This window comes from Streptomyces sp. CNZ301 (assembly GCF_004217425.1).
This window is the reverse complement of record NZ_SHLG01000001.1, coordinates 3,506,221-3,526,596: the sequence shown is the minus strand read 5'-3', so window position 1 is coordinate 3,526,596 and position 20,376 is coordinate 3,506,221. Positions and strand designations below refer to the sequence as shown.

Here is a 20,376-nt window from a genome sequence, read left to right as displayed (position 1 = left end):
GTGATCACGATCGGCAACACCGCCATGCAGGCGCTTCTCATCGCCGTCGTCGTCCTTCCCCTGCTCGGGTCGGTCGCAGCCCTGCTGCCGGCGCCGCCCGGCCTCAAGGGCCGGAACCCGGCGCAGGCCGTGCTCCGGCACGGCGTCACCGTCACCGGTGTCGTCCTCGCCGCCACCGTGGTCCTCGCGCTCGGCTTCGACACCGGCAGGGCGGACACCGTGCAGGCCGAGTCGGACGCGGAGTGGATCCCCTCCCTCGGCGTCCACCTCCACCTCGGGGTCGACGGCGTCTCGCTGCCGCTGCTCGTGCTGACCGCCCTGCTCACCTTCCTCTGCGCGCTCCACAGCTACGGCACCGACACCAAGGCCGCGCCCGCCGGTCCGGACGGGGAGGCGACATCGGGCTCGGCCGCGTCGGCGCACGCGGGTCCGGAGGGGGACGGCAAGGCCGCTCGGGACGGTGACGACGACGGCGACGCGGACGCGGGCGCTGCCGGGGACGCCGACGCCGCCGACGCCGCCGCCGCCGACGCGAACGCCCCGGGCCCGGACGCCGGCGCCGGCGCGACCGCCAAGAAGGACACCCCGCAGGCCGCCCCCGCCCGGAGCAACAGCGGCCCGCAGGCGTTCGTCGCGCTGATCCTGCTCCTCGAGGCCGGAACGCTCGCCACTTTCGCCGCGCTCGACCTGGTGCTCTTCTTCCTCGCCTTCGAGACCGTGCTCGTCCCGATGTACTTCCTCATCTCCCGCTGGGGCGTCGCCGAGCCCCGTGAACGCGGCCGCGCCGCATGGAAGTTCATCCTCTACACGCTGCTCGGCTCCGTCGTGATGCTGCTCGGCCTGCTCCTCGTCGGCCTCAAGAGCGGCACCTTCGACATGGTGGCGCTGGCCACCGGCAGTCACCCCGCGCTCAGCGGAACCACGCAGATCCTCGCCGTGCTGGCGATCGGCACCGGCCTCGCCGTGAAGACCCCGATGTGGCCGCTCCACAGCTGGCTGCCCGATGCCCACACCGCGGCACCCACCGTCGGCTCGGTCCTGCTGGCAGGCGTCCTGCTGAAGATGGGCACCTACGGCTTCGTACGCATCCTGCTGCCGATCGCGCCCGAGGGAATGCGCACCTTCGCCCCGTACCTCGGCGCCCTCGCCGTGACGGGCATCGTCTACGGGTCGCTGGTCTGCCTCGCCCTCGCGCGCCGCGGCGCCAACGGCGACCTCAAGCGGCTCATCGCGTACTCCTCCGTCGGGCACATGGGCTTCGTGCTGCTCGGCATCGCCTCCATGACACCCACCGGCGTCAACGGCGCCCTCTTCGCGAACATCGCGCACGGCCTCATCACCGGCCTGCTCTTCTTCCTCGTCGGCGGACTCAAGGAGAGGACGGGCAGCACGGACCTCGACACCCTCGCGGGCGGCACCGGCGGCGCGCTGTACGGCACCCTCCCGCGCTTCGGCGGGCTCCTCGCCTTCGGCGCCGTCGCGTCCCTCGGGCTGCCCGGACTCGCCGGGTTCTGGGGGGAGATGCTGGCGCTGCTCGGCTCCTACGACCCGGCCGCCGGCATCGACCGCCCGACGTTCGTCACCTACATGGCGATCGGCGCCTTCGGCACCCTGCTGACCGCCGCGTACATGCTCGTCGTCGTGCGCCGCGTCTGCATGGGCGACCCCCTGGAGGCCCGCGAAGCCCCCGAGGTCCGCGAACGCCCCGAACTCCAGGGCCCGAAGCCGGGCACCGCCGCCGGACCAGAGCAGGCACAGGAGCAGCCCGAGCCGGTGACCGTGCGGCTGCCGGAGCTGCGCGGCTACGAGTACGCGTCGTGGACGCCACTCGTGGTGCTCACCGTCGCCGCCGGGCTGTGGCCCGCGCTCCTCCTCGGACTCACCGACCCGGCCGTGCAGAACCTCCTGCCAGGAGTGACCCGATGAACGTCCTCGCCCACGGCGCGGCGGAGACCGTGCACGCCGCCCAGCCACTGGACGCCGCCCGGCCCCCGCAGTTCACGGGCCCCGCGGACCTCACGCATCTCGCTGACTCCGCCGTGCAGTCCGTCGACTGGCTCGCCATCTCCCCGCCGACGATCGCCGCCGTGGCCGGACTCGCCGTCCTCGTCGCCGACCTGTTCCTGCCCGAGCGCGGCAAGCGGCTGCTCGGTCCGGCCGCCGCCGTGTCCCTGCTCCTGGCGGCGCTGCCCCTGCTCTTCCTGCGCTCCAGGAACCTGGAGACCTTCTGCCTGCCCGACGGGTCAAGGGCGTGCGCCTACTCCGCCGACACCCTCTCCCTGGTGCTCCAGTTCCTCGTACTGGGCGCCGCGTTCGTCACCGCGCTGCTGTCGATGCCTGCGGTGCGCGACCTCGGGCTGCCGGCCGGCGAGTACTGGTTCCTGCTGCTCTCCGCCACCGCCGGCGCCGCCCTCGTCCCGGCCTCCCGTGACCTGGTCACCCTCGTCATCGCACTGGAGACGGCCTCGCTGCCCGCCTTCGCGCTCGTCGGACTGCGCCGCGGAAGCCGCGGATCGGCCGAGGCCGCGCTGAAGTTCTTCCTCTCCTCCGTCACCGCGACAGCCGTGACGCTGCTGGGCGCGAGCTTCCTCTACGCCGTCACCGGAACCCTCTACTTCCGCGGCATCAGCGAGGGCCTCAGCAGGGCCGACCCGCAACTGGAGGCCCTGGGCAGCGCGGGCATCGCCCTCACACTCGTCGGCTTCGCCTTCAAGGCGGCGGTGGTCCCCTTCCACTTCTGGGTTCCGGACACCTATGTGGGCGCGCCCGTACCCGTCGCCGCGTTCCTCTCCGTCGTCGGCAAGACGGCGGGGATCTCCGGCCTCATCCTCCTCCTCGTCCAGGCGTTCTCGTCCCGCGCGGAGCTGTGGGGCACGGCCCTCGCCGTACTCGCGGCCGTCACGATGACCGCGGGCAACGCCGCCGCGCTGCGCCAGGGCGCCGACCGTGCGCACGGTGCCGTACGTCTGCTCGCCTGGTCCTCCGTCGGGCAGGCCGGATACCTGCTGGTGCCCCTCGCCGCCGCGGCACCGGACGTCGGCGGCGAGGAACCCTCCGGCACGGCCCTGTCCACCGTCGGCGCCACCGTTGCCTACCTCCTGATGTACGCGGCGGTGAACCTCGGCGCCTTCGCCGTCGTCGCACACATCAGCCGCACCAGCAGAGCCAACCGCCTGGCCGACTACCGCGGCCTGTACACGGCCCACCCGGTCGCCGCCCTGGCACTCGCCTTCTTCCTGCTCTGCCTGGCAGGCCTGCCGCCGGGCGTGATCGGCCTCTTCGCGAAGCTCGCGATCTTCTCCACCGCCATCGGCAACGGGCTGGGCTGGCTGGCCGTGATCATGGCCGTGAACGTGGTGATCGCCCTCTTCTACTACCTGCGCTGGACCGCCCTCGCCTTCCGGGCCCCGACGGCCGCCGTCGCCGTGCCGCATGCCGGGGAAGGGCAGCAGCGGACCCGCATGGCGCCGCCACTGGCCGCCGGGATCGCGCTCACCGCTGCCGCCGGTGTGGCCCTGTCGGTCGACCCGGATCTGGTGCTCACCTTCACAGCCGGGGGCCTTCGGTAGCGGCGCCCCGTACCGGGGAACCGACGGGACCGGGGGGCGGAAGGCCCGGCAGGGCCGTACGGGGGACGGCGTCCCCTGCAGGGAACTGTTGTCCGGCTCCCCGCGTTGACCAGGGCGAAGAGGTTCCACCGAACCGTGGCACGACCACGCGGCTCAGGGTTCCCCTGCTGCACCACTGGAGGGCGTACTGTGCACCGGCACAACGGGCTGAGGACAGCGCTGCTCCTCGGGGGACTGTCGGCACTCATCATCGTCATCGGCAGCTTCTTCGGCCGTGCGGGCCTCGTCGTCGCGCTGGTGGTGGCCCTCGGCACAAACGGCTACGCGTACTGGCGCAGCGACAAGATCGCCCTGCGCGCGATGCGTGCCCGCCCGGTCAGCGAGTTCGAGGCGCCGCAGCTGTACCGGATGGTGCGAGAGCTGTCCACGGCGGCCCGCCAGCCGATGCCCCGCCTGTACATCTCGCCGACCCGGGCGCCGAACGCCTTCGCCACCGGCCGCAACCCGCGCAACGCGGCCGTCTGCTGCACCGACGGGATCCTCCGCCTGCTCGACGAGCGTGAGCTGCGCGGCGTCATCGGTCATGAGCTGAGCCACGTCTACAACCGGGACATCCTCATCTCCTCGGTCGCCGGGGCCCTCGCCTCGGTGGTGATGTTCCTCGTCAACTTCGCCTGGCTGATCCCCTTCGGCCGCGGCGACGACGACGATGGGCCGGGCCTCTTCGGCATGCTGCTGATCATGATCGTGGGGCCCCTCGCGGCCACCGTCATCCACCTGGCCGTCTCCCGCTCCCGCGAGTACGAGGCGGACGCGTCCGGAGCGCAGCTCACCGGCGACCCGCTCGCCCTCGCCTCCGCGCTGCGCAAACTCGAAGCGGGCACCAGGCAGTTGCCGCTGCCGCCGGAACCGAGGCTGGAGACGGCGAGCCACATGATGATCGCGAACCCCTTCCGCCGCGGAGACGGCGTGACCCGCCTCTTCTCCACGCACCCGCCGATGGCCCAGCGGGTCGCGCGCCTGGAGCGCATGGCGGGGCGACGCGGGTAGAGGGCGGGGATGCCGGGCGTGGCCGGGCATTCAGCGAGCGCCGGGGCGTGATGTGCGCCACGTACGAAACTGTTTCGTTTCGCAGTGCCCAGGGGTATGGTCGCGCTGTACGAAACAGTTTCGTTCGGAAAGGAGTGGCGCTCATGGCTGACGCCGCGGGGCCGCGCCGCAGCCGGATCACCCCCGAGCGTGAGTCCGAGCTGTACGCGGCCGTGCTCGACCTGCTCCGCGAGGTCGGCTACGACACCCTCACCATGGACGCCGTCTCCACCCGCACCCGGTCCAGCAAGGCCACCCTCTACCGCCAGTGGGGCGGCAAGGCCGAGCTCGTCGTCCGGGCCCTGCGCCACCAGAAGCCGCACAATCTCGCCGACATCGACACCGGGTCCCTCCGGGGCGACTTCCATGAGCTGGCCCTGCGCCAGGACGACTGCCAGATGGAGCAGCACCACGCGCTGATGCGGGGTCTGGCCATGGCGGTGCACGGAAACCCCGATCTGCTCCAGGCCTTCCGGGAGTTGCTGATCGAACCGGAACTGGAAGAGATGCGCGTGATACTGCGACGTGCCGTGGAGCGGGGCGAAGTCCGCGCGGACAACCCCGCGTTCGACTACGTCGTCCACATGATGGTCGGCGCCTTCGCGGCCCGGACGTTGATCGACGGGCTGCCGCCCACCCAGGACTTCATCCTCTCGTACACCGACGCCGTGGTTCTCCCCGCCCTCGGCGCCTGACCCTCCCCAAGCGCCACCCGCGGCACCTGACGCGACCGCTCACGTCGTCGGGCCGATGCCCCCTGCCCTTGCACGACCACGACCTGACCGGGAGTAAGTTCTCGTGGCCACATTCCTCTCCAAACTGGGCCGATTCGCCTTCCGGCGACGGCACTTCGTCGCACTGATCTGGGTGACGTTGCTGACCCTCGCGGGTGCGGGCGCCGCACAGGCGCCCGCAGCGGGATCGGCGTCCTTCTCGATTCCCGGCACCGAGGCGCAGAAGGCCTTCGATCTGCTGGATGACCGCTTCCCCGGCTCCAGCGCGGACGGAGCCACCGCACGTGTCGTCTTCAAGGCACCCGGCGGTGAGAAGATCACCGCTCCCGGCAACAAGGCCACCGTCCAGCAGGCCGTCAAGGAACTCGGCACCGGCGCCGAAGTCGCCTCCGTGGCCGACCCGTTCCGGACCAAGGCCGTCAGCAAGGACGGCACACTCACCTATGCGCAGGTGTCGTACGAGGTCCCCGGCATGGAGCTGGAGGAGTCCTCGCGCGACGCGCTTCAGGACGTCGCCCAGGACGCCCGGGACCAGGGGCTGACCGTGGAGGTCGGCGGTGACGCGCTCAACACCGTTCCCGAGACGGGCGCCACAGAGGTCATCGGGATCACCGTCGCCGCGATCGTGCTGCTCATCACCTTCGGCTCGCTGGTCGCGGCCGGGCTTCCACTGCTCACCGCTCTGATCGGCGTCGGCATCGGGATCTCCACGATCACCGCCCTGGCGAACACCCTCGACCTGGACTCCACCACCTCGACGCTCGCGATGATGATCGGCCTCGCCGTCGGCATCGACTACGCCCTCTTCATCGCCTCCCGGTACCGCGCCGAACTCGCCGAAGGCCGAGAAGGCGAGGACGCGGCCGGACGCGCCGTCGGTACCGCCGGCTCCGCCGTGGTCTTCGCCGGTCTCACCGTCGTGATCGCACTCGTCGGCCTCGCCGTGGTCGACATTCCCATGCTGACGAAGATGGGCGTCGCGGCCGCGGGCACCGTGGCCATCGCGGTCCTCATCGCGCTCACCCTGATCCCGGCGCTGCTGGGATTCGCCCGCAAGAGGGTGCATCCCGCGGGTGCCAGGCGAAAGCAGCCGGACGGCGCGGACAACGAGGCTCCGAACCCCCAGGACAAGCCGAACACGGGCACCCGCTGGGCGCGTTTCGTCGTCCGCCGGCCCGTCACCGTGCTGCTGCTCGGAGTCCTCGGCCTCGGCGCCGCCGCGATCCCGGCCGGTTCGCTCGAACTCGGCCTGCCGGACGACGGTTCCCAGCCCACCGACACCACGCAGCGCAAGGCGTACGACTTGCTCTCCGACGGCTTCGGCCCGGGCTTCAACGGGCCGCTGATGGTCGTCGTCGACGCCCGCTCCAGCGACGACCCGAAGGGCGCCGTCAAAGAGGTGACCGAAGAAGTCCGGGGCCTCGACGACGTCCTCACGGTGACCCCGGCCAGGTACAACAAGCCCGGCGACACCGCGATGATCACCGTGATCCCGGACTCCAAGCCCTCGTCGACCGAGACCGAGGACCTGGTACAGGGCATCCGTGGCGCAGGCAAGGACATAAGTTCGGGCACCGGCGCGGAGGTGCTGGTCACCGGCGCCACCGCGATGAACATCGACGTGTCGCAGAAGCTGGACGACGCACTCGTGCCGTACCTGGCGCTCGTCGTGGGCCTGGCTTTCCTGCTGCTGATCGTGGTCTTCCGCTCGGTCCTGGTGCCGCTCAAGGCCGCGCTCGGCTTCCTGCTCTCCGTGCTCGCCGCGCTCGGCGCCGTCGTCGCGGTCTTCCAGTGGGGCTGGCTCGCCGATCTGCTGGCCGTCGAGGAGACAGGCCCCGTCATGTCGATGATGCCGATCTTCATGGTGGGCGTCGTATTCGGCCTGGCGATGGACTACGAAGTCTTCCTGGTCACGCGCATGCGAGAGGCGTACGTACACGGGGAGTGGCCGCGCGAGGCGATCGTGACCGGATTCCGGCACGGGGCCCGGGTGGTCACCGCCGCGGCCGTCATCATGATCGCGGTGTTCTCGGGCTTCATCGGATCGAGCGATTCGATGGTCAAGATGATCGGTTTCGGACTGGCCGTCGCCGTCTTCTTCGACGCGTTCATCGTGCGCATGGCCCTCGTCCCAGCCGTACTGGCGCTGCTCGGCAAGGCCGCCTGGTGGCTGCCCGAGTGGTTCGGCCGGATGCTGCCCGCCGTCGACATCGAGGGCGAGGGCCTGCGGGACGTCCCAAACGCCCCGCGGCCCCCGGAACCCGCCGGTCCGATCCCGCGGCCCTCCGGGCGCGAACTCGTGCCCGTGGGGGCCGGTGCGCCGGCATCCGATGCCGGGCGGCTCGCCACGGCACAGGAGCAGTCCGCCCGGCAGCCGGCGGGTGTGGCATCCGAGTCGGCAGAGGGGCCGTACGGGCAGGCCGGACACGGTGTCCGCGGCACCATCCGTGATGCCCGCGGTACCGGCCTCGCGCGGGCCGCGGTCACGTTGATCTCACTCGGCGGACAACAGCTGGGCCGCTCCGTCGCGCATGCCGACGGTACATACGCTCTGGACGTCCCCGGACCCGGCAGCTACGTACTGATCGTGGCGGCAGAGCGGCACCGGCCGCAGGCGTCCACGGTCGTCGTGGGCGACTCGGCGTCGGCTCACGACGTCGTGCTATCCGGTACGGGCGGCCTGACCGGTCTGGTGCGTGGTGCCCCTTACGGACTGCCGGTGCCGAAGGCGGTGGTCGTGGTGACCGACGTTCAGGGCGACGCACTGGCCACCGCGACCACGGGCGAGCGCGGCGACTTCCGCTTCGACGAGCTGACGGCCGGTGCGTTCACACTCGCTGTGAACGCACCGGGATATCGCCCCACGGCGCGGCAGGTGGAGATGGACGGACAGGGCATGACCCGTATCGACATCGAACTGGCGGCGGGTGCGCGGGTGCAGGGCACCGTGCGTGCCGGCGCGCACAACGAGCCGCTGCGGGACGCGCGGGTCACGCTGGTCGACGCGGCGGGCAATGTGGTCGCCACCTCCACAACCGGCGAGGACGGCGCGTACGCCTTCACAGACCTGGACGCCGGCGACTACTCGGTCATCGCCGGCGGCTATCCGCCGATGGCGACCGCGCTGCACGTCGAAGGGCCGGGCGTGGACGGCTTCGACATCGAACTGCACCACCCGGACGAGTAGTTGGCACACCCGGGATTCCCGCCGTGACCGGAACGCGGCGCGCGACGCGAACGGAGCGCGCGCCGCCCCGGCTCACGGGAACGGTCGGGACACCGCGTACCTCGATGCCGTGACCCGGTCGCTCAGCGGTAGTTCACGAACTGCAGCGGGAAGTCGAAGTCCTTCCCCTTCAACAGCGCGATGATCTCCTGCAGATGATCGCGGCTCTTCGAGGAGACCCGCAGTTCGTCGCCCTGCACCTGGGCCTTGACACCCTTCGGGCCCTCGTCGCGGATGACCTTCGCGATCTTCTTGGCCTCGTCCTGCGCGATGCCTTCCTTCAGCGTCGCGAAGATCTTGTACTCCTTGCCGGAGGACTGCGGCTCGCCCGGGTCCAGCGCCTTGAGCGAAATCCCGCGCTTGACCAGCTTGGACTGGAAGATGTCGAGAACGGCCTTCACCCGCTCCTCGGCATTGGCCCGCATCTCGATCCGCTCGCCCGACCATGCGATCGAGGCGTCCACGCCGCGGAAGTCGTAACGCTGCGAGATCTCCTTGGCGGCCTGGTTGATGGCGTTGTCAACCTCCTGCCGCTCGACCTTCGAGACGATGTCGAAACTGGAGTCCGCCATGGTGAGTTGGCTCCTCATGATTGATCCGTCAGAGAAGCGGTCCGCGACGCGCACCGCGCGGTCAGCCTAGCCACTGAGCAGCGCCCGCACCCCTGATCAACCGGGTGGCGAAGCACCCCGGGTCATCGGGTATGGTTTACACCGTTGCCACGGAGCACCGCCCAAAGGCGGGGCGGGCAGCGATCCCAGGCGGTGTGCCCGAGCGGCCAAAGGGAGCAGACTGTAAATCTGCCGGCTCAGCCTTCCTAGGTTCGAATCCTAGCGCCGCCACAGACGAAGATCCGGCCCCTGACCGAGCATGACGGTCAGGGGCCGGATCGTTTGCGATCAGCGTGGAACGCCGCGGCTCCTTCCCCTGCCGCGGCTGCCTCGTCAAGCACGCGGGGCACGGTCCGCAGCCAGTCCCGCCAGCGTGGTGCGATCAGGGCGGCGATCTCGTCGTAGCCTCCGGCACCGGGGTGGGCGCCGTCGCCGGCGCGGACTTCCGTTCTCCATACGGCACTGCTGCGCAACCGCTGGTGCACAGGGACGTAAGGAACGCAGGCCTCGCGGCAGACTCGGGCGAACCGCTCGTCGAGCAGGGCAATGCGGGCATTGTGTGCATCGTCGTCGACGGGCGGTGGGGCAACCACCAGGGCGGGCCACCCCTGGTCTGCGCACTGCCGAAGGATCTGAGTCAGGTTGGCGGACGACTCGTCGGGTGCGACGCGCGGGCGGCCTTCTTCAAGTGCGGTGTCATTGACCCCGAATGACAGGACGACCCGCGGATCAGCGCCGTCGTGCAGTCTCTGAGCGCACTCGTACTGCCAGCGAGCGAGGATGTCGGAGGAAGTCTGGCGCCGCACACCAAGGTTGTATGTGGTGACCGGTCGTCCGTCGGTGAATGTGCGGGCTGCTAGTCGTCCGGCCCAGCCGAGGCAGAGGGGGTCGCCGAGGCCGGCGACGAAGGAGTCCCCGACGAAGCAGACTCGCAGATCACGAATCACGCAAGGATCGTGGCCCTGCTGGGAGTCGGCACGGGGGAACAGGACCATCCGCCCTCCTCGATCGCATACAAGTACCTTATCGTGTATGGGTATTCGCGTGCTCTCGTTTCGCTCACCCGGAGCCGTCACGCTGAACGGCATCGGCGGGCTCGCTCAGAGAGACTCTCGCGCCAGGTCCTTCAGCGCCGCCATCGCATGAGCGGTCCGATCGTGCGGCACGAACAAGTGATCGTGATGGAAGCCGGCAACCACATTGCAGCTCAAGCCGGAATCGGCGAGCTTCCGCGCCACGGCAGCTGTCAGACCGACCGCTTCGAGCGCCGAGTGAACCCTCAGCGTGATCCATCCCGCCACGTAGTCGTAGGCCAGTCCGGCCCGATCTGCTTCCCGCCGTGGCAGGACCAGCGTCAGGCCCTCCTGCTCGGCGACCGTGACGACGGGCGTCACGCCGGGAGGTACGGCGCCGGCTTCGACCGTGGTGAACACATAGGGGCCCGGCTGCAGCTCGGGGCTCATCCCGGCGAGCAGTTTTCGCAGGTCGTTCTCACCGGGCACGATCAACACCTTTCACACAGCGGCAACTTGCATCTTCCCTGTGCTGCCGATGTCCGACGAGCGGTCACGCCGCAGCCCGGCCGATCCGGACCGCCGAAACCGGCCGCCGGCCAGTGTGATCGCAGGGTCGCAGCTTGTCGGGCCGGCCGGCCACGCACTCGAACCCGCCGCGCCGGCCTGCCCGGACCCGCAGATTCTGAAGGGACCGGAACGCCCGGTGGGCGACGGCCCGTTGCGGCAGAACACACACAGCCCGAGCGGCGCCCGGGCGTGCGTGCCGCCTCTCGAGCTCGAACGTCACATCGTGCCGCTCACGGTCACCGGCACCTTGTTGGTGACGATGTCGAAGACCGGGGAGCGGCGTTGGGCGGTCTCGATGAGCTGCCGTACCTGCTCCTCGCCGCCGTCGCAGTCGATCTTCATGTCGACGCGTATCCCCTCGTACCCGTTGCGTATGTCCTCGTCCATGCCGAGGAAGCCGCGCAGGTCGAGGTCTCCTTCGAGGCTCGACTCCACCCGGCGCACATCGATGCCCTTCGCGGCGGCGTGGTAGACGAGCGACGTCGTGAGGCATGCCGCCAGCGCGTGGAGCAGGGCCTCGGTCGGGTTGGGGCCCTCGTCGTGTCCGAGCAGCGGGAGCGGTTCGTCGGAGTCGAATGTGAACGTCCGCTTCCGGGTGCTGTCCTCGGCGCCCGCGCTGCGGAAGGACGCGAGGGCGGAACGGTTGTGAGCCCCGTCCAGCCACTCGTTCGAGGCGCGGAACTGGAAGTCGGCACAAGTCACGTCAGTGTCGATCGCTTCGATCGTTGCTTTCAGCCGCTCGGTGTCGACTCCGTTGACGATTGAGGCGGGAGCCTGTGCGGAGGCCATTTTCGGTCACCTCTCCAATGCGGTGGCGAGTGGTGAGGTCGCGACCACGGCCCGGAGCTGTGCCGGGCCAGTGCCACGGCTTCTCTCCTCCGATGCTGGGCGCGGAAGGTCCCGCAAGGAAGGGCCACCCGACCCGGAAGGGGGGCCACTGGGCCTGTGGCCGGGACCATCGGGCCCGGTTCTCGGAGGGGGCGCCGCGTCAGCCGCCCTTCGTGGCCCGGATCGAGTACATCAGCGGCAGGCTCGGGTGCCCCGCCGGCAGGCGGAAGCCCCCGGAGACACACGTCTCCATCCCGGGGAAGCGCCTGAAGACCAGGGTGTCGTGCTCGTGCAGGAACTCGATCCGCAGCCCGGCCTGCGCCAGCGCCGTCACCACCTCGCCGAGCGGATGCTGCCACTCGACCGTGACGGTCTTCCCCAGCGGAGGACCGTCGGTGTACGTGTACGGCAGGTCCCGTGTCTCACCGCGGGCCTGGAAGTAGTCGCTCTCGACCGTCCTTGCGTCCTCGGCCAGCAGCTCGGTCAACGGGTGGAACTCGGCGAGGTACAGCGTCCCTTGCTCTTCGAGCAGGGAGGCCACGACCTTCGCCCACTCACTCAGGTCCGGCAGCCAGACCAGGGCACCCAGGCCCGTGTAGACGATGTCGAAGCGTTCGCCGCCGAGGGCCTCGCGTGCCCTGTACACGTCCGAGACGAGGAACCGCGCACGATCCGTCATGCCGGTGTCCCCGGCCAGTCCTCGAGCGGTGCGCACGGCCTCGGCGGAGAAGTCCAGCCCGGTGACGTACGCACCGCGCCGTGCCCACGAGAGGGTGTCCTGCCCCATGTGGCACTGCAGATGGACCAGCCGACGGCCCGTCACGTCGCCCACTTCGGAGATCTCGAACGGCCGCAGCGTGCACGCCCCGGCCCGGAACCCCGGAAGGTCGTAGAAGTTGCTGGCGGCGTGTATCCGTACGCGGTCGTCCCAGTTCTCCCGGTTGTGGCGGAGCCAGTCCCCGTGGACGGCCGGGTGTCCGACGTCGTTCATGCCGGGACCGTACAGCCCGGCCGTGCGGCCGCGCCCTCGATTTTGCGGCGACGCTGCGGGTCCGGGCAGGGGCCCGGCGTTGGCCGCGGCGCGGTAATGACGCGGGCACGGCGACGGCCCCGGACCAGCTGTGGGGCCCGGGGCCGTCGCCTGCGCGGTGCTACGTGGACATCTGCGATCGTGTGCCCATGCCCGCGCACAGCGCCCAGATGATGAACACGTCCACCGCCAGCGTGATCAGTGCCCAGAGCGGGAAGTAGGGCAGCCACATGAAGCTGGCGATCATGCCCAGGCCGGCAAGGGTTATGCCGACCCATCGGGCCCACGTCGCACCCGTTATCAGCACGGCGATGCCGGCGACTGCTATCGCGGCGCCCAGGAACAGGTGCACCCATCCCCAGCCCGTGAGGCTGTAGTCGAAGGCGTAGCTCTGCGTCGACGCGAAGACGGCGTCCTCCTGCAGGGCCGCCACACCGGATGAGACGGCGAGCAGCCCGCCGAAGAACATCAGCGCGCCGGCCAGCTTCGTCCAGCCGGAGAACATCGCCGGCTTGCCGGTACCGCGTACGGCGGTGCCCGCATGCCCGCCGCCGGCAGCATGAGTTGCCATGTCGGGACCCTCCCTCTTGCAAGGTCTGGCTTCACCTGTTCAGGTGCTTATGTCCTAGTTTGGCAGAATCTCGACAACCTGCGACCGGAGACGTTTTCCCAGCTCAGAGGGCATGAACGGCGCCATGTCCACGCCGCTCCCGACCACCACCGGCCCGCCCCCGACGGCTCGCCGCCCGGCCGACGGCACCGGAAGACGGGAAGCTGATGGCGTGACGCTCGAAGTACTGCCGCTCGCCATCACGACGATTGCCGGACCCCAGATCATCTCCGCGGTCATCCTCACGACCACCCGCGCCCCGTACCGGCTCTCCGGGATGTTCCTCGCGGGATTCATGGTCTCCGTGCTCGCCGGAACCGCAGCCGCCTACGGGCTCGCACAGTTGCTGGACTTCGGCGACTCCGGCCACTCGCAGAGCCGGGGGTCGATCGGCCGCATCATCCAGTACGTGCTGGTGGGCCTCCTGGTGGTGCTGGCCGTCAAGAACTACCTGGGGCGGCGCACCGCCGAGCCGCCCAAGTGGCTCGGTGCGCTGCTCACCGCGAGCCCTGCGAAGGCGTTCAGGGTGGGTCTGCTCCTGGTGGCCCTGATGCCTTCCGACATCCTGGTCATGCTCACCGTGGGCATCTCGCTGCGCAGCGACCCGGACGGCTACTGGGGAGGACTGCCCTTCTTCGGCGCCGTCCTGTTGCTCATCGCGCTGCCCCTGATCACCTTCACCGTCTTCCACCGCCGGATGGCGACGGCCATGCCGCGTGTGCGGGACTGGCTCAACTCGCACAGCTGGCTCGTCAACATCTTCTGCTGCGTGATCTTCATCCTGATCATCCTCGGCGGGAGCTGAACGGGCACGGCCGTCCCCGGCACGCGGCCGCGTGCACATACCCTCGATGTTTCCGCCCGGCCGAGGCGGCCAGACGCGTACGAGCCCCGCAGCATCCTCAGGACGGCGGGCGAAGGTCACCAGCAAGGCGGAGGGGTACGAGTGAGCACAGGCGTGACCGGGGGAGACGCCGGAGGAGCGGACGGCGGGAGCGGGTCCGCTCCGCGTGCCGGAACGCTCGCTCCGGCGGCCACGGGGGACGTCCGCGGCGATTCGTGGGCGGCGCGCTTCCGGCCCCGCGCCGGCGAGTGGCGCCTCGCGCTGCGCCGCACCCCCGTCTCCGTCTGGAACGACGACGTCACCGACTGGGCCGCCGCCCTGACGTACTACGCGGTGCTCGCGATCTTCCCCGCCCTGCTCGTGACCGTCTCGGCCGTCGGACTCGCCGGAACGGACGCCACACACGCGCTCATCGCGCGCGTCACGACCGTCCTGCCCGCCGAGTCCGGCGAACTCATGGCGGGCGTACTGAAGGACATGGCCGCACAGAGCAAGGCCGCCTGGCTGCTCGCGGTGTTCGGCACCGCGGGATCGCTCTGGTCCGCGTCCAGTTACCTCAGCGTCTTCCGGCGCGCGCTGCACGCGATGCACCGCGTCGAGGACCACCGGCCGGTGTGGCGGACCGTTCCCCGGATCGTGCTGACCGCGCTGGTGCTGCTCACGCTGCTCGTCTCCAGCGTCTTCGTGCTGATGCTGAGCGGCGAGGTCGCCCGCACGGCAGGAGGGCTCCTCGGCATGGACGACTTCGCCGCCGGCGCGTGGAACACGACGAAGTGGCCGCTGCTGGTGGGCCTGGTAGCGGTGCTCGTGCTGGTCGTCTTCCGCACCGGGCCGGCCGGGACGCGAGGCGTCCGCAAGCGCGCACCGGGCGGTGCGCTCGCCGTGCTGCTGTGGCTCGTGGCGTCACTCGGCTTCGCGCTCTACGCCTCGCACTTCGGCACCTATCACCGGCTGTACGGGTCGCTCGCCGGGATCGTCGTCTTCCTGGTCTGGCTGTGGATGTCCAACCTCGCGCTGCTCGCGGGCGCGCAGTTCAACGCCGAACTCGCCAAGCTGCGCCGCGGCGCGGACAGTTGAGCCTCCCGTGGCGGCCCGGCCCTGCGGCGCGCGTCAGCGCAGCGCGACCTGCGCCACCGCCTCCTCGACGGGCGTGTCACCGCCGACCAGTTCGAGAGTGAGGCCGGCCGTGCCGGGCGCGTGCAGCAGCGCCCCGAGCACCGCCGCGACATCGTCACGCGGCACTTCGGCGCGTCCCGTGTGCTCACCGAGCCGTACCCTGCCCGTACCGGGGCCGTCGGTGAGGCGCCCGGGCCGCAGGACCGTCCAGTCGAGCGCGCCGCGCGCCCGTACGTCGTCGTCCGCGGCTCCCTTGGCCCGCAGATACGTGGCGAACACGGGGTCCATGCCGGGAGGGGGCTCGGTGAGGGCGGCGTCCGCGTTCATGGACGAGACGATGATGTAGCGCCGTACGCCCGCCTGCTCCGCCGCGTCCGCGAACAGCACGGCCGCGGCCCGGTCCACCGTCTCCTTGCGTGCCGCGCCGCTGCCCGGGCCGGCTCCGGCGGCGAAGACCGCGGCGTCGGCGCCCCTCAGATGGCCGGCGACCTCCTCCACGGAGGCCGACTCCAGGTCGCAGACGACCGGTTCCATACCCGCTTCCCGCAGTTCGTCGGCCTGTTCCGGGCTGCGGATGATGCCTGCGGCCTCGTCCCCGCGCCAAGCGAGCAGACGCCCCAGCCGCATTGCGATTTGACCATGTCCACCGGCGATGACTGTGCGCATGCCGTCGACCGTACGTCACCCCCGCTGCGGGACGGGTGGTGAGACACCGTCAGCCCGCGGATGGTCAGCCCTGGGACTGCCTCGGCAGATCGAATTCCGACGTCCCGGTGAAGTCGCAGAACTCGCGCGCCGCGCTGGTGCGTGCGACAACACGCCCCCGGTGCACGACCACTCGGCTGTACGCGAGCGAAAGCGCCCCCGCCAGTTCCGTACCGCGCACGGCCAGCAGCTCCGCGGGGAATCCCGCCTCCACCCGCACCTCGGGGAGGCCCATCGTCGTACGTGCCCGTGAGCAGACCGCGTCGTAGGCGTCCTCCGGGCCGGCCTCGCCGTGCGACGCCAGCAGATAGGCGGCCTCCAGCGGGTCGCCCCTGCCGACCGTGTTGGCCGCGTCCCGCAGCGCTCCGCTTCCCGCCGCAACGGTGACGCCCGCCGCTCTGAGCAGCCGTACGGGCGCCACGCGCGAAGGCGCCGTCTGCGAAGGACGCTCCAGCACGCCGCAGTTGCCCTGCGGCAGGCAGACGACGGTGACCCCCGCGGCGGCCAGCCGCTCGGCCGTTCGGACCGCCGGCTTGTGCGGCATCCGGGCGAGCCCCGCACACGGTCCGATCGCGACCCCCGGGCGCAGCCCACCCGCCGCGGCGGCCAGCCGGGAGAGCCGCGCCGGATCGGCGCCGTCCGTGTGGAGGTCGACGGGGCAGCCGTGCTCGGCCGCGACCTCCAGCACGGCATCCACGTAACCCGCCGGATCGGGGTCGAGGTCGGGGCAGCCGCCGATGACGGAGGCCCCCATCTTCACCGCGTCCCGCAGCATCGACAGGCCGTCCGCGCCCGCGACACCGGTCAGCAGCCGAGGCACCGCCACGGTGCTCAGCTCCACGAGCCCCCGCAGCGCCCGGCGCGCCTGAAGCACCGCCTCCAGCGAGCGCAGGCCCGCGACGTCGCCGATGTGCACATGTGTCCGCGTAGCCGTGGCGCCCAGCCCGAGCTGCTGGAGGGCGGCCTCCGTCGTGCGCCGTTGGACGTCCTCGGGGGCGCTGCGGGGCGGGCCGGCGGAGGCGGGTGAGACGGCTGTCAGTGCGGTGTCGTAGTGGGCGTGTGCCTCCGCGGGCGCCGGGAGCAGCAGGTACCCGGCGAGGTCGACGCGTGTGGCGCCCCCGGACTGCGGACCCTGCGCGAGGCTGCCGGCCGTCCCGACCGCCTCGATGCGGCCGCCGCCCAGGCGGACGTCGACGGTGCGGCCGTCGGCGAGACGGGCGCTGCACAGCATCAGGGGGCGCGGAGAGGCAGCGTCACCGGTGAGGTCGCGAGGCGTGGCGGACTCGCGGGGTGAGGTCTCGGGCGAGTCACGCGGCGGAGAGGCTTCGGCCTTGGGGCCGTCGCTCCCGGCCGTGCCGCCGGGAGGGGCGTCGTCCCGGGATACGGCGTCGCTCCGGGATGCGGGGACGTCACCGGCCGGGTCGCCCTTCGCCGGGCCCTTCGCGGCACCGCCGTCGCCCTGGTTCGCGTCGGATCCGTCGCGCGGGCCTTCGCCGTCGTCCGGCCTCTCTGACTGGCTGTCGGCCATCGCACTCCCCACATCGGCGGATGATCATGATCACGCAGCGTCAGTCGAGAGTAGGCTGCCTCCGGGGCACCGGCGAGGAAGAGGCGAATAGTCGTACTGACGTGGTGCGAGGCCGTGTTGAAGCCTTCGGCGACGCCGGACAAGGCCTTGGAAGTACGCTCCCGGAAGGGGGCTTGACGGGTCCGATACGGATTTCACGTTTGGCTGTCAGGCGTGTAATGTCTTCACCGCTCGCCCCAATAGCTCAGTCGGCAGAGCGTCTCCATGGTAAGGAGAAGGTCAACGGTTCGATTCCGTTTTGGGGCTCTGATGTGTGAGATCTCCCATCGGGAGACGGGGGTCCGCGCATCGTGGCGGTGTAGCTCAGTCGGTAGAGCAAGCGGCTCATAATCGCTGTGTCACCGGTTCAAGTCCGGTCACCGCTACTTCACCGAATGTAGCCGATTGTGGGTTCGGTCCTTCGATCGGCTACTCTTCCTGCTTCTCTGCCCCATCTGTCCGTCAAGGAGCACTCACGTGGCTGCCACCGACGTCCGCCCGAAGATCACGCTGGCCTGCGTGGAGTGCAAGGAGCGGAACTACATCACCAAGAAGAACCGGCGCAACAACCCGGACCGTCTTGAGATGAAGAAGCACTGCCCGCGCTGCAACGCCCACACGGCGCACCGCGAGACGCGCTGAACCAGGCCCTGTCACGAGGCCGTCCCCGCACCGGGGGCGGCCTCGTGTCGTTGCCCGCCGCGGCTCCCGGCCGCTGCCGAAGCTCACGGGCCGGCGGCCGCTGCCTCATCACCGTTCAGGAGGTGACGCGCCCATGGCGCTAGACCAGTCCTTCGTCGGGCGGAGCTATCCGCCCACCACCCCGTACGAGGTGGGACGCGAGAAGATCCGCGAGTTCGCCGAGGCCGTCGGTGACACCAACCCGGCCTACACGGACCCCGCGGCGGCCGAAGTCCTCGGGCACCCCGACGTGATCGCGCCGCCCACGTTCGTCTTCGCCATCACCTTCCGTGCCGCCCGCCAGGTCACCGAGGACCCGCAGCTGGGCCTCGACTACAGCCGAGTGGTGCACGGTGACCAGAAGTTCGCCTACACCCGTCCGGTGCGGGCGGGCGACCGGCTCACGGTGTCCTCGACCATCGAGTCGATCAAGTCGATGGCGGGCAACGACATCCTCGACGTGCGCGGCGAGGTGCACGACGAGTCGGGCGAGCACGTGGTGACCGCCCACACCAAGCTCGTCGCCCGCGGCCCCGAGGAGGAGCCGCCGGCGCAGGGGACAGGGGGAGCGTGATGGCAGCGAAGATCGCATACGCCGACGTCGAGGTGGGGACGGAACTGCCCGCGTCCACCTTCCCCGTGGACCGTGAGCGCCTGGTGCGCTACGCGGGTGCCTCCGGCGACTTCAACCCCATTCACTGGAACGAGCGTTTCGCCAAGGAGGTCGGACTTCCCGACGTCATCGCCCACGGCATGTTCACCATGGCCGAGGCGATCCGGGTCGTCACCGACTGGACGGGCGATCCCGCCGCCGTCGTCGAGTACGGAGTGCGCTTCACCCGTCCCGTCGTGGTGCCCGACGACAAGGGTGCCTCGATCGAGGTGAGCGGGAAGGTCGCCGCGAAGCTCGACGACGAGGCACGCACCGTACGCGTGGACCTGACGGTGATGAGCGCGGGCCAGAAGGTCCTGGGCATGTCCCGGGCCGTCGTGCGGCTCGCCTGACCGGCGCCGCGCGCCGGAGGCTCCGGAGCCGGGCGCTGCCGAGGGGCGCCCGGCCCGCCCCCTCTCGTACGCTTGAGCGCGTGCAGGAACTCCATGACGCGCCCCTCGCCCCGCTGACCACCTTCCGGCTCGGCGGGCCCGCCGCCCGCCTCCGTACCGCCACGACCGACGAAGAGGTCGTGGCCGCCGTCCGTGAGGCCGATGTCGCGGGCACCCCTCTGCTGATCATCGGCGGCGGCAGCAACCTCGTCATCTCGGACGAGGGCTTCCCGGGCACCGCCCTTCGCATCGCCACCGCCGGGTTCGAACTCTCCGGCACGCGTCTGGAGTTGGCCGCGGGGGAGAACTGGTCGGACGCCGTCGCAGAGACCGTCGAGGCGGGCCTCGCAGGCATCGAGTGCCTGGCCGGCATCCCCGGTTCCGCGGGCGCGACGCCCATCCAGAACGTGGGCGCGTACGGGCAGGAGGTCTCCGCGACCATCACCGATGTCGTCGCGTACGACCGCCGCGCGGACGAGACGGTCACGATCCCGAATTCCGAGTGCGGCTTCTCCTACCGCCACAGCCGTTTCAAGGCCGACCCGTTCCGCTACGTCGTCCTCCGTGTCCGCTTCGAACTGGAGGACGCCGGCGGCCTGTCGGCGCCACTGAAGTACGCGGAGACGGCGCGCGTCCTCGGCGTCGAGCCCGGCGACCGGGTGCCGGCGCAGACCGCGCGTGAGACCGTCCTCAAGCTGCGCGCGGGCAAGGGAATGGTGCTCGACCCGGAGGACCACGACACCTGGTCGGCGGGGTCCTTCTTCACCAACCCCGTACTGGACGAAGAGGAGTTCGCCGCCTTCACCGCCCGCGTCGCCGAGCGCCTCGGCCGCGACGTCGCGGCACCGGCCTTCCCCGCGGAGGACGGCCGTACGAAAACCTCGGCGGCCTGGCTCATCGACCGCGCCGGCTTCACGAAGGGCTACGGGACGGGCCGGGCCCGCATCTCCACCAAGCACACCCTCGCACTCACCAACCGCGGAGACGCCTCGACGGCCGACCTGCTGGCGCTGGCCCGCGAGGTGCGCGACGGGGTACGGCAGGCCTTCGGCGTCACCCTCGTCAACGAGCCCGTGACCGTCGGCTGCTCGCTCTAGCAACTGCCGAACACGCCGGGCGCGTGCAGTCGGCGCGCGATT

The 20,376-nt window shown here is 70.7% G+C and carries 19 protein-coding genes, 3 tRNA genes and 1 pseudogene; 15 read left to right on the top strand and 8 right to left on the bottom strand.

Going from position 1 to position 20,376, the window contains the following annotated elements; genetic code table 11:
• The first annotated feature begins 24 nt into the window (after window positions 1-24).
• From EV375_RS15200 to EV375_RS29710, 6 genes and pseudogenes are all read left to right on the top strand, one after another.
• The gene (locus tag EV375_RS15200; protein ID WP_486588736.1) at window positions 25-1,926 is read left to right on the top strand and encodes a complex I subunit 4 family protein; all 1,902 of its coding nucleotides are present in this window, start codon (window positions 25-27) and stop codon (window positions 1,924-1,926) included.
• On the top strand, window positions 1,923-3,569 hold the full coding sequence (locus EV375_RS15195; RefSeq protein WP_130299905.1) for an NADH-quinone oxidoreductase subunit N: 1,647 nt from the start codon (window positions 1,923-1,925) through the stop codon (window positions 3,567-3,569). The genes EV375_RS15200 and EV375_RS15195 overlap by 4 nt, the downstream gene beginning before the upstream one ends.
• A 189-nt stretch (window positions 3,570-3,758) precedes the next feature.
• Entirely contained in the window at window positions 3,759-4,619 is an 861-nt protein-coding gene (gene htpX, locus EV375_RS15190; protein WP_130299904.1) for a zinc metalloprotease HtpX, read from the top strand.
• 143 nt (window positions 4,620-4,762) lie between these two features.
• Window positions 4,763-5,353 carry a TetR/AcrR family transcriptional regulator gene (locus EV375_RS15185; protein ID WP_130299903.1) on the top strand — a complete coding sequence of 197 codons (591 nt, stop codon included), beginning with the start codon at window positions 4,763-4,765 and terminating at the stop codon, window positions 5,351-5,353.
• Window positions 5,354-5,456: 103 nt separating this feature from the next.
• Window positions 5,457-7,625 (top strand): annotated as a pseudogene (locus EV375_RS15180) (MMPL family transporter); the annotation flags it as partial.
• A 66-nt stretch (window positions 7,626-7,691) separates the two neighbouring features.
• Window positions 7,692-8,579, top strand: coding sequence for an MSCRAMM family protein (locus EV375_RS29710; RefSeq protein WP_486588735.1), 888 nt, complete (start codon window positions 7,692-7,694; stop codon window positions 8,577-8,579).
• Window positions 8,580-8,701: 122 nt separating this feature from the next.
• On the opposite strand, the gene EV375_RS15175 is transcribed toward EV375_RS29710, so the two are convergent.
• A complete protein-coding gene (locus EV375_RS15175; RefSeq protein WP_055485932.1) occupies window positions 8,702-9,190 on the bottom strand; it encodes a YajQ family cyclic di-GMP-binding protein in 489 nt (162 codons plus the stop codon).
• Between the two features lie 188 nt (window positions 9,191-9,378).
• Here EV375_RS15175 and EV375_RS15170 point away from each other — a divergent pair.
• A tRNA-Tyr gene (locus tag EV375_RS15170) sits at window positions 9,379-9,460 on the top strand.
• A 35-nt stretch (window positions 9,461-9,495) separates the two neighbouring features.
• On the opposite strand, the gene EV375_RS15165 is transcribed toward EV375_RS15170, so the two are convergent.
• The 5 genes from EV375_RS15165 to EV375_RS15145 all read right to left on the bottom strand — a co-directional run bounded on the left by EV375_RS15165 (window position 9,496) and on the right by EV375_RS15145 (window position 13,241).
• Window positions 9,496-10,224 (bottom strand): DUF459 domain-containing protein, encoded by a 729-nt coding sequence (locus EV375_RS15165; protein WP_207228125.1) that lies wholly within the window; start codon window positions 10,222-10,224, stop codon window positions 9,496-9,498.
• 105 nt (window positions 10,225-10,329) lie between these two features.
• Window positions 10,330-10,731 (bottom strand): ACT domain-containing protein, encoded by a 402-nt coding sequence (locus EV375_RS15160; RefSeq protein ID WP_130299901.1) that lies wholly within the window; start codon window positions 10,729-10,731, stop codon window positions 10,330-10,332.
• Between the two features lie 297 nt (window positions 10,732-11,028).
• Window positions 11,029-11,601 (bottom strand): OsmC family protein, encoded by a 573-nt coding sequence (locus EV375_RS15155; protein WP_130299900.1) that lies wholly within the window; start codon window positions 11,599-11,601, stop codon window positions 11,029-11,031.
• 199 nt (window positions 11,602-11,800) lie between these two features.
• A complete protein-coding gene (locus tag EV375_RS15150) occupies window positions 11,801-12,631 on the bottom strand; it encodes a methyltransferase domain-containing protein (protein WP_130299899.1) in 831 nt (276 codons plus the stop codon).
• A gap of 160 nt (window positions 12,632-12,791) precedes the next feature.
• Window positions 12,792-13,241 (bottom strand): DUF7144 family membrane protein, encoded by a 450-nt coding sequence (locus EV375_RS15145; protein ID WP_486588491.1) that lies wholly within the window; start codon window positions 13,239-13,241, stop codon window positions 12,792-12,794.
• 211 nt (window positions 13,242-13,452) lie between these two features.
• Between EV375_RS15145 and EV375_RS15140 the strand changes: the two genes are divergently transcribed.
• Window positions 13,453-14,085 carry a GAP family protein gene (locus tag EV375_RS15140; RefSeq protein ID WP_207228123.1) on the top strand — a complete coding sequence of 211 codons (633 nt, stop codon included), beginning with the start codon at window positions 13,453-13,455 and terminating at the stop codon, window positions 14,083-14,085.
• A gap of 141 nt (window positions 14,086-14,226) precedes the next feature.
• Window positions 14,227-15,201 (top strand): YihY/virulence factor BrkB family protein, encoded by a 975-nt coding sequence (locus tag EV375_RS15135; RefSeq protein WP_486588490.1) that lies wholly within the window; start codon window positions 14,227-14,229, stop codon window positions 15,199-15,201.
• A 33-nt stretch (window positions 15,202-15,234) separates the two neighbouring features.
• Here EV375_RS15135 and EV375_RS15130 read toward each other — a convergent pair whose 3' ends face one another.
• Together EV375_RS15130 and EV375_RS15125 are read right to left on the bottom strand one after the other, a co-directional pair.
• Complete coding sequence (locus EV375_RS15130; RefSeq protein ID WP_130299897.1) at window positions 15,235-15,906, bottom strand: NAD(P)H-binding protein; 672 nt, start codon at window positions 15,904-15,906, stop codon at window positions 15,235-15,237.
• A 64-nt stretch (window positions 15,907-15,970) separates the two neighbouring features.
• Window positions 15,971-17,473 (bottom strand): amidohydrolase family protein, encoded by a 1,503-nt coding sequence (locus EV375_RS15125; protein ID WP_486588489.1) that lies wholly within the window; start codon window positions 17,471-17,473, stop codon window positions 15,971-15,973.
• Window positions 17,474-17,706: 233 nt separating this feature from the next.
• Between EV375_RS15125 and EV375_RS15120 the strand changes: the two genes are divergently transcribed.
• The 6 genes from EV375_RS15120 (at window position 17,707) to EV375_RS15095 (ending at window position 20,334) form a co-directional block, all read left to right on the top strand.
• A tRNA-Thr gene (locus EV375_RS15120) sits at window positions 17,707-17,779 on the top strand.
• 46 nt (window positions 17,780-17,825) lie between these two features.
• A tRNA-Met gene (locus tag EV375_RS15115) sits at window positions 17,826-17,898 on the top strand.
• Window positions 17,899-17,989: 91 nt separating this feature from the next.
• Complete coding sequence (gene rpmG, locus EV375_RS15110; protein WP_003948671.1) at window positions 17,990-18,154, top strand: 50S ribosomal protein L33; 165 nt, start codon at window positions 17,990-17,992, stop codon at window positions 18,152-18,154.
• Between the two features lie 133 nt (window positions 18,155-18,287).
• Window positions 18,288-18,767 carry a MaoC family dehydratase N-terminal domain-containing protein gene (locus EV375_RS15105; protein ID WP_130299896.1) on the top strand — a complete coding sequence of 160 codons (480 nt, stop codon included), beginning with the start codon at window positions 18,288-18,290 and terminating at the stop codon, window positions 18,765-18,767.
• The gene (locus EV375_RS15100) at window positions 18,767-19,198 is read left to right on the top strand and encodes a MaoC family dehydratase (protein ID WP_130299895.1); all 432 of its coding nucleotides are present in this window, start codon (window positions 18,767-18,769) and stop codon (window positions 19,196-19,198) included. Before EV375_RS15105 ends, EV375_RS15100 begins: the two co-directional genes overlap by 1 nt.
• A gap of 80 nt (window positions 19,199-19,278) precedes the next feature.
• Window positions 19,279-20,334, top strand: a complete 1,056-nt coding sequence (locus tag EV375_RS15095; RefSeq protein WP_130299894.1) for a UDP-N-acetylmuramate dehydrogenase — start codon at window positions 19,279-19,281, stop codon at window positions 20,332-20,334.
• Window positions 20,335-20,376: the final 42 nt, after the last annotated feature.

Coding starts and splice junctions, on each gene's coding strand:
- EV375_RS15155 (WP_130299900.1), bottom strand. CDS start 11,601: ATGGCCTCCGCACAGGCTCCCGCCTCAATCGTCAACGGAGTCGACACC.
- EV375_RS15165 (WP_207228125.1), bottom strand. CDS start 10,224: ATGGTCCTGTTCCCCCGTGCCGACTCCCAGCAGGGCCACGATCCTTGC.
- EV375_RS15145 (WP_486588491.1), bottom strand. CDS start 13,241: ATGGCAACTCATGCTGCCGGCGGCGGGCATGCGGGCACCGCCGTACGC.
- EV375_RS15195 (WP_130299905.1), top strand. CDS start 1,923: ATGAACGTCCTCGCCCACGGCGCGGCGGAGACCGTGCACGCCGCCCAG.
- EV375_RS15185 (WP_130299903.1), top strand. CDS start 4,763: ATGGCTGACGCCGCGGGGCCGCGCCGCAGCCGGATCACCCCCGAGCGT.
- EV375_RS15130 (WP_130299897.1), bottom strand. CDS start 15,906: ATGCGCACAGTCATCGCCGGTGGACATGGTCAAATCGCAATGCGGCTG.
- EV375_RS15100 (WP_130299895.1), top strand. CDS start 18,767: ATGGCAGCGAAGATCGCATACGCCGACGTCGAGGTGGGGACGGAACTG.
- EV375_RS15125 (WP_486588489.1), bottom strand. CDS start 17,473: ATGGCCGACAGCCAGTCAGAGAGGCCGGACGACGGCGAAGGCCCGCGC.
- EV375_RS15105 (WP_130299896.1), top strand. CDS start 18,288: ATGGCGCTAGACCAGTCCTTCGTCGGGCGGAGCTATCCGCCCACCACC.
- EV375_RS15200 (WP_486588736.1), top strand. CDS start 25: ATGCAGGCGCTTCTCATCGCCGTCGTCGTCCTTCCCCTGCTCGGGTCG.
- EV375_RS15150 (WP_130299899.1), bottom strand. CDS start 12,631: ATGAACGACGTCGGACACCCGGCCGTCCACGGGGACTGGCTCCGCCAC.
- EV375_RS15175 (WP_055485932.1), bottom strand. CDS start 9,190: ATGGCGGACTCCAGTTTCGACATCGTCTCGAAGGTCGAGCGGCAGGAG.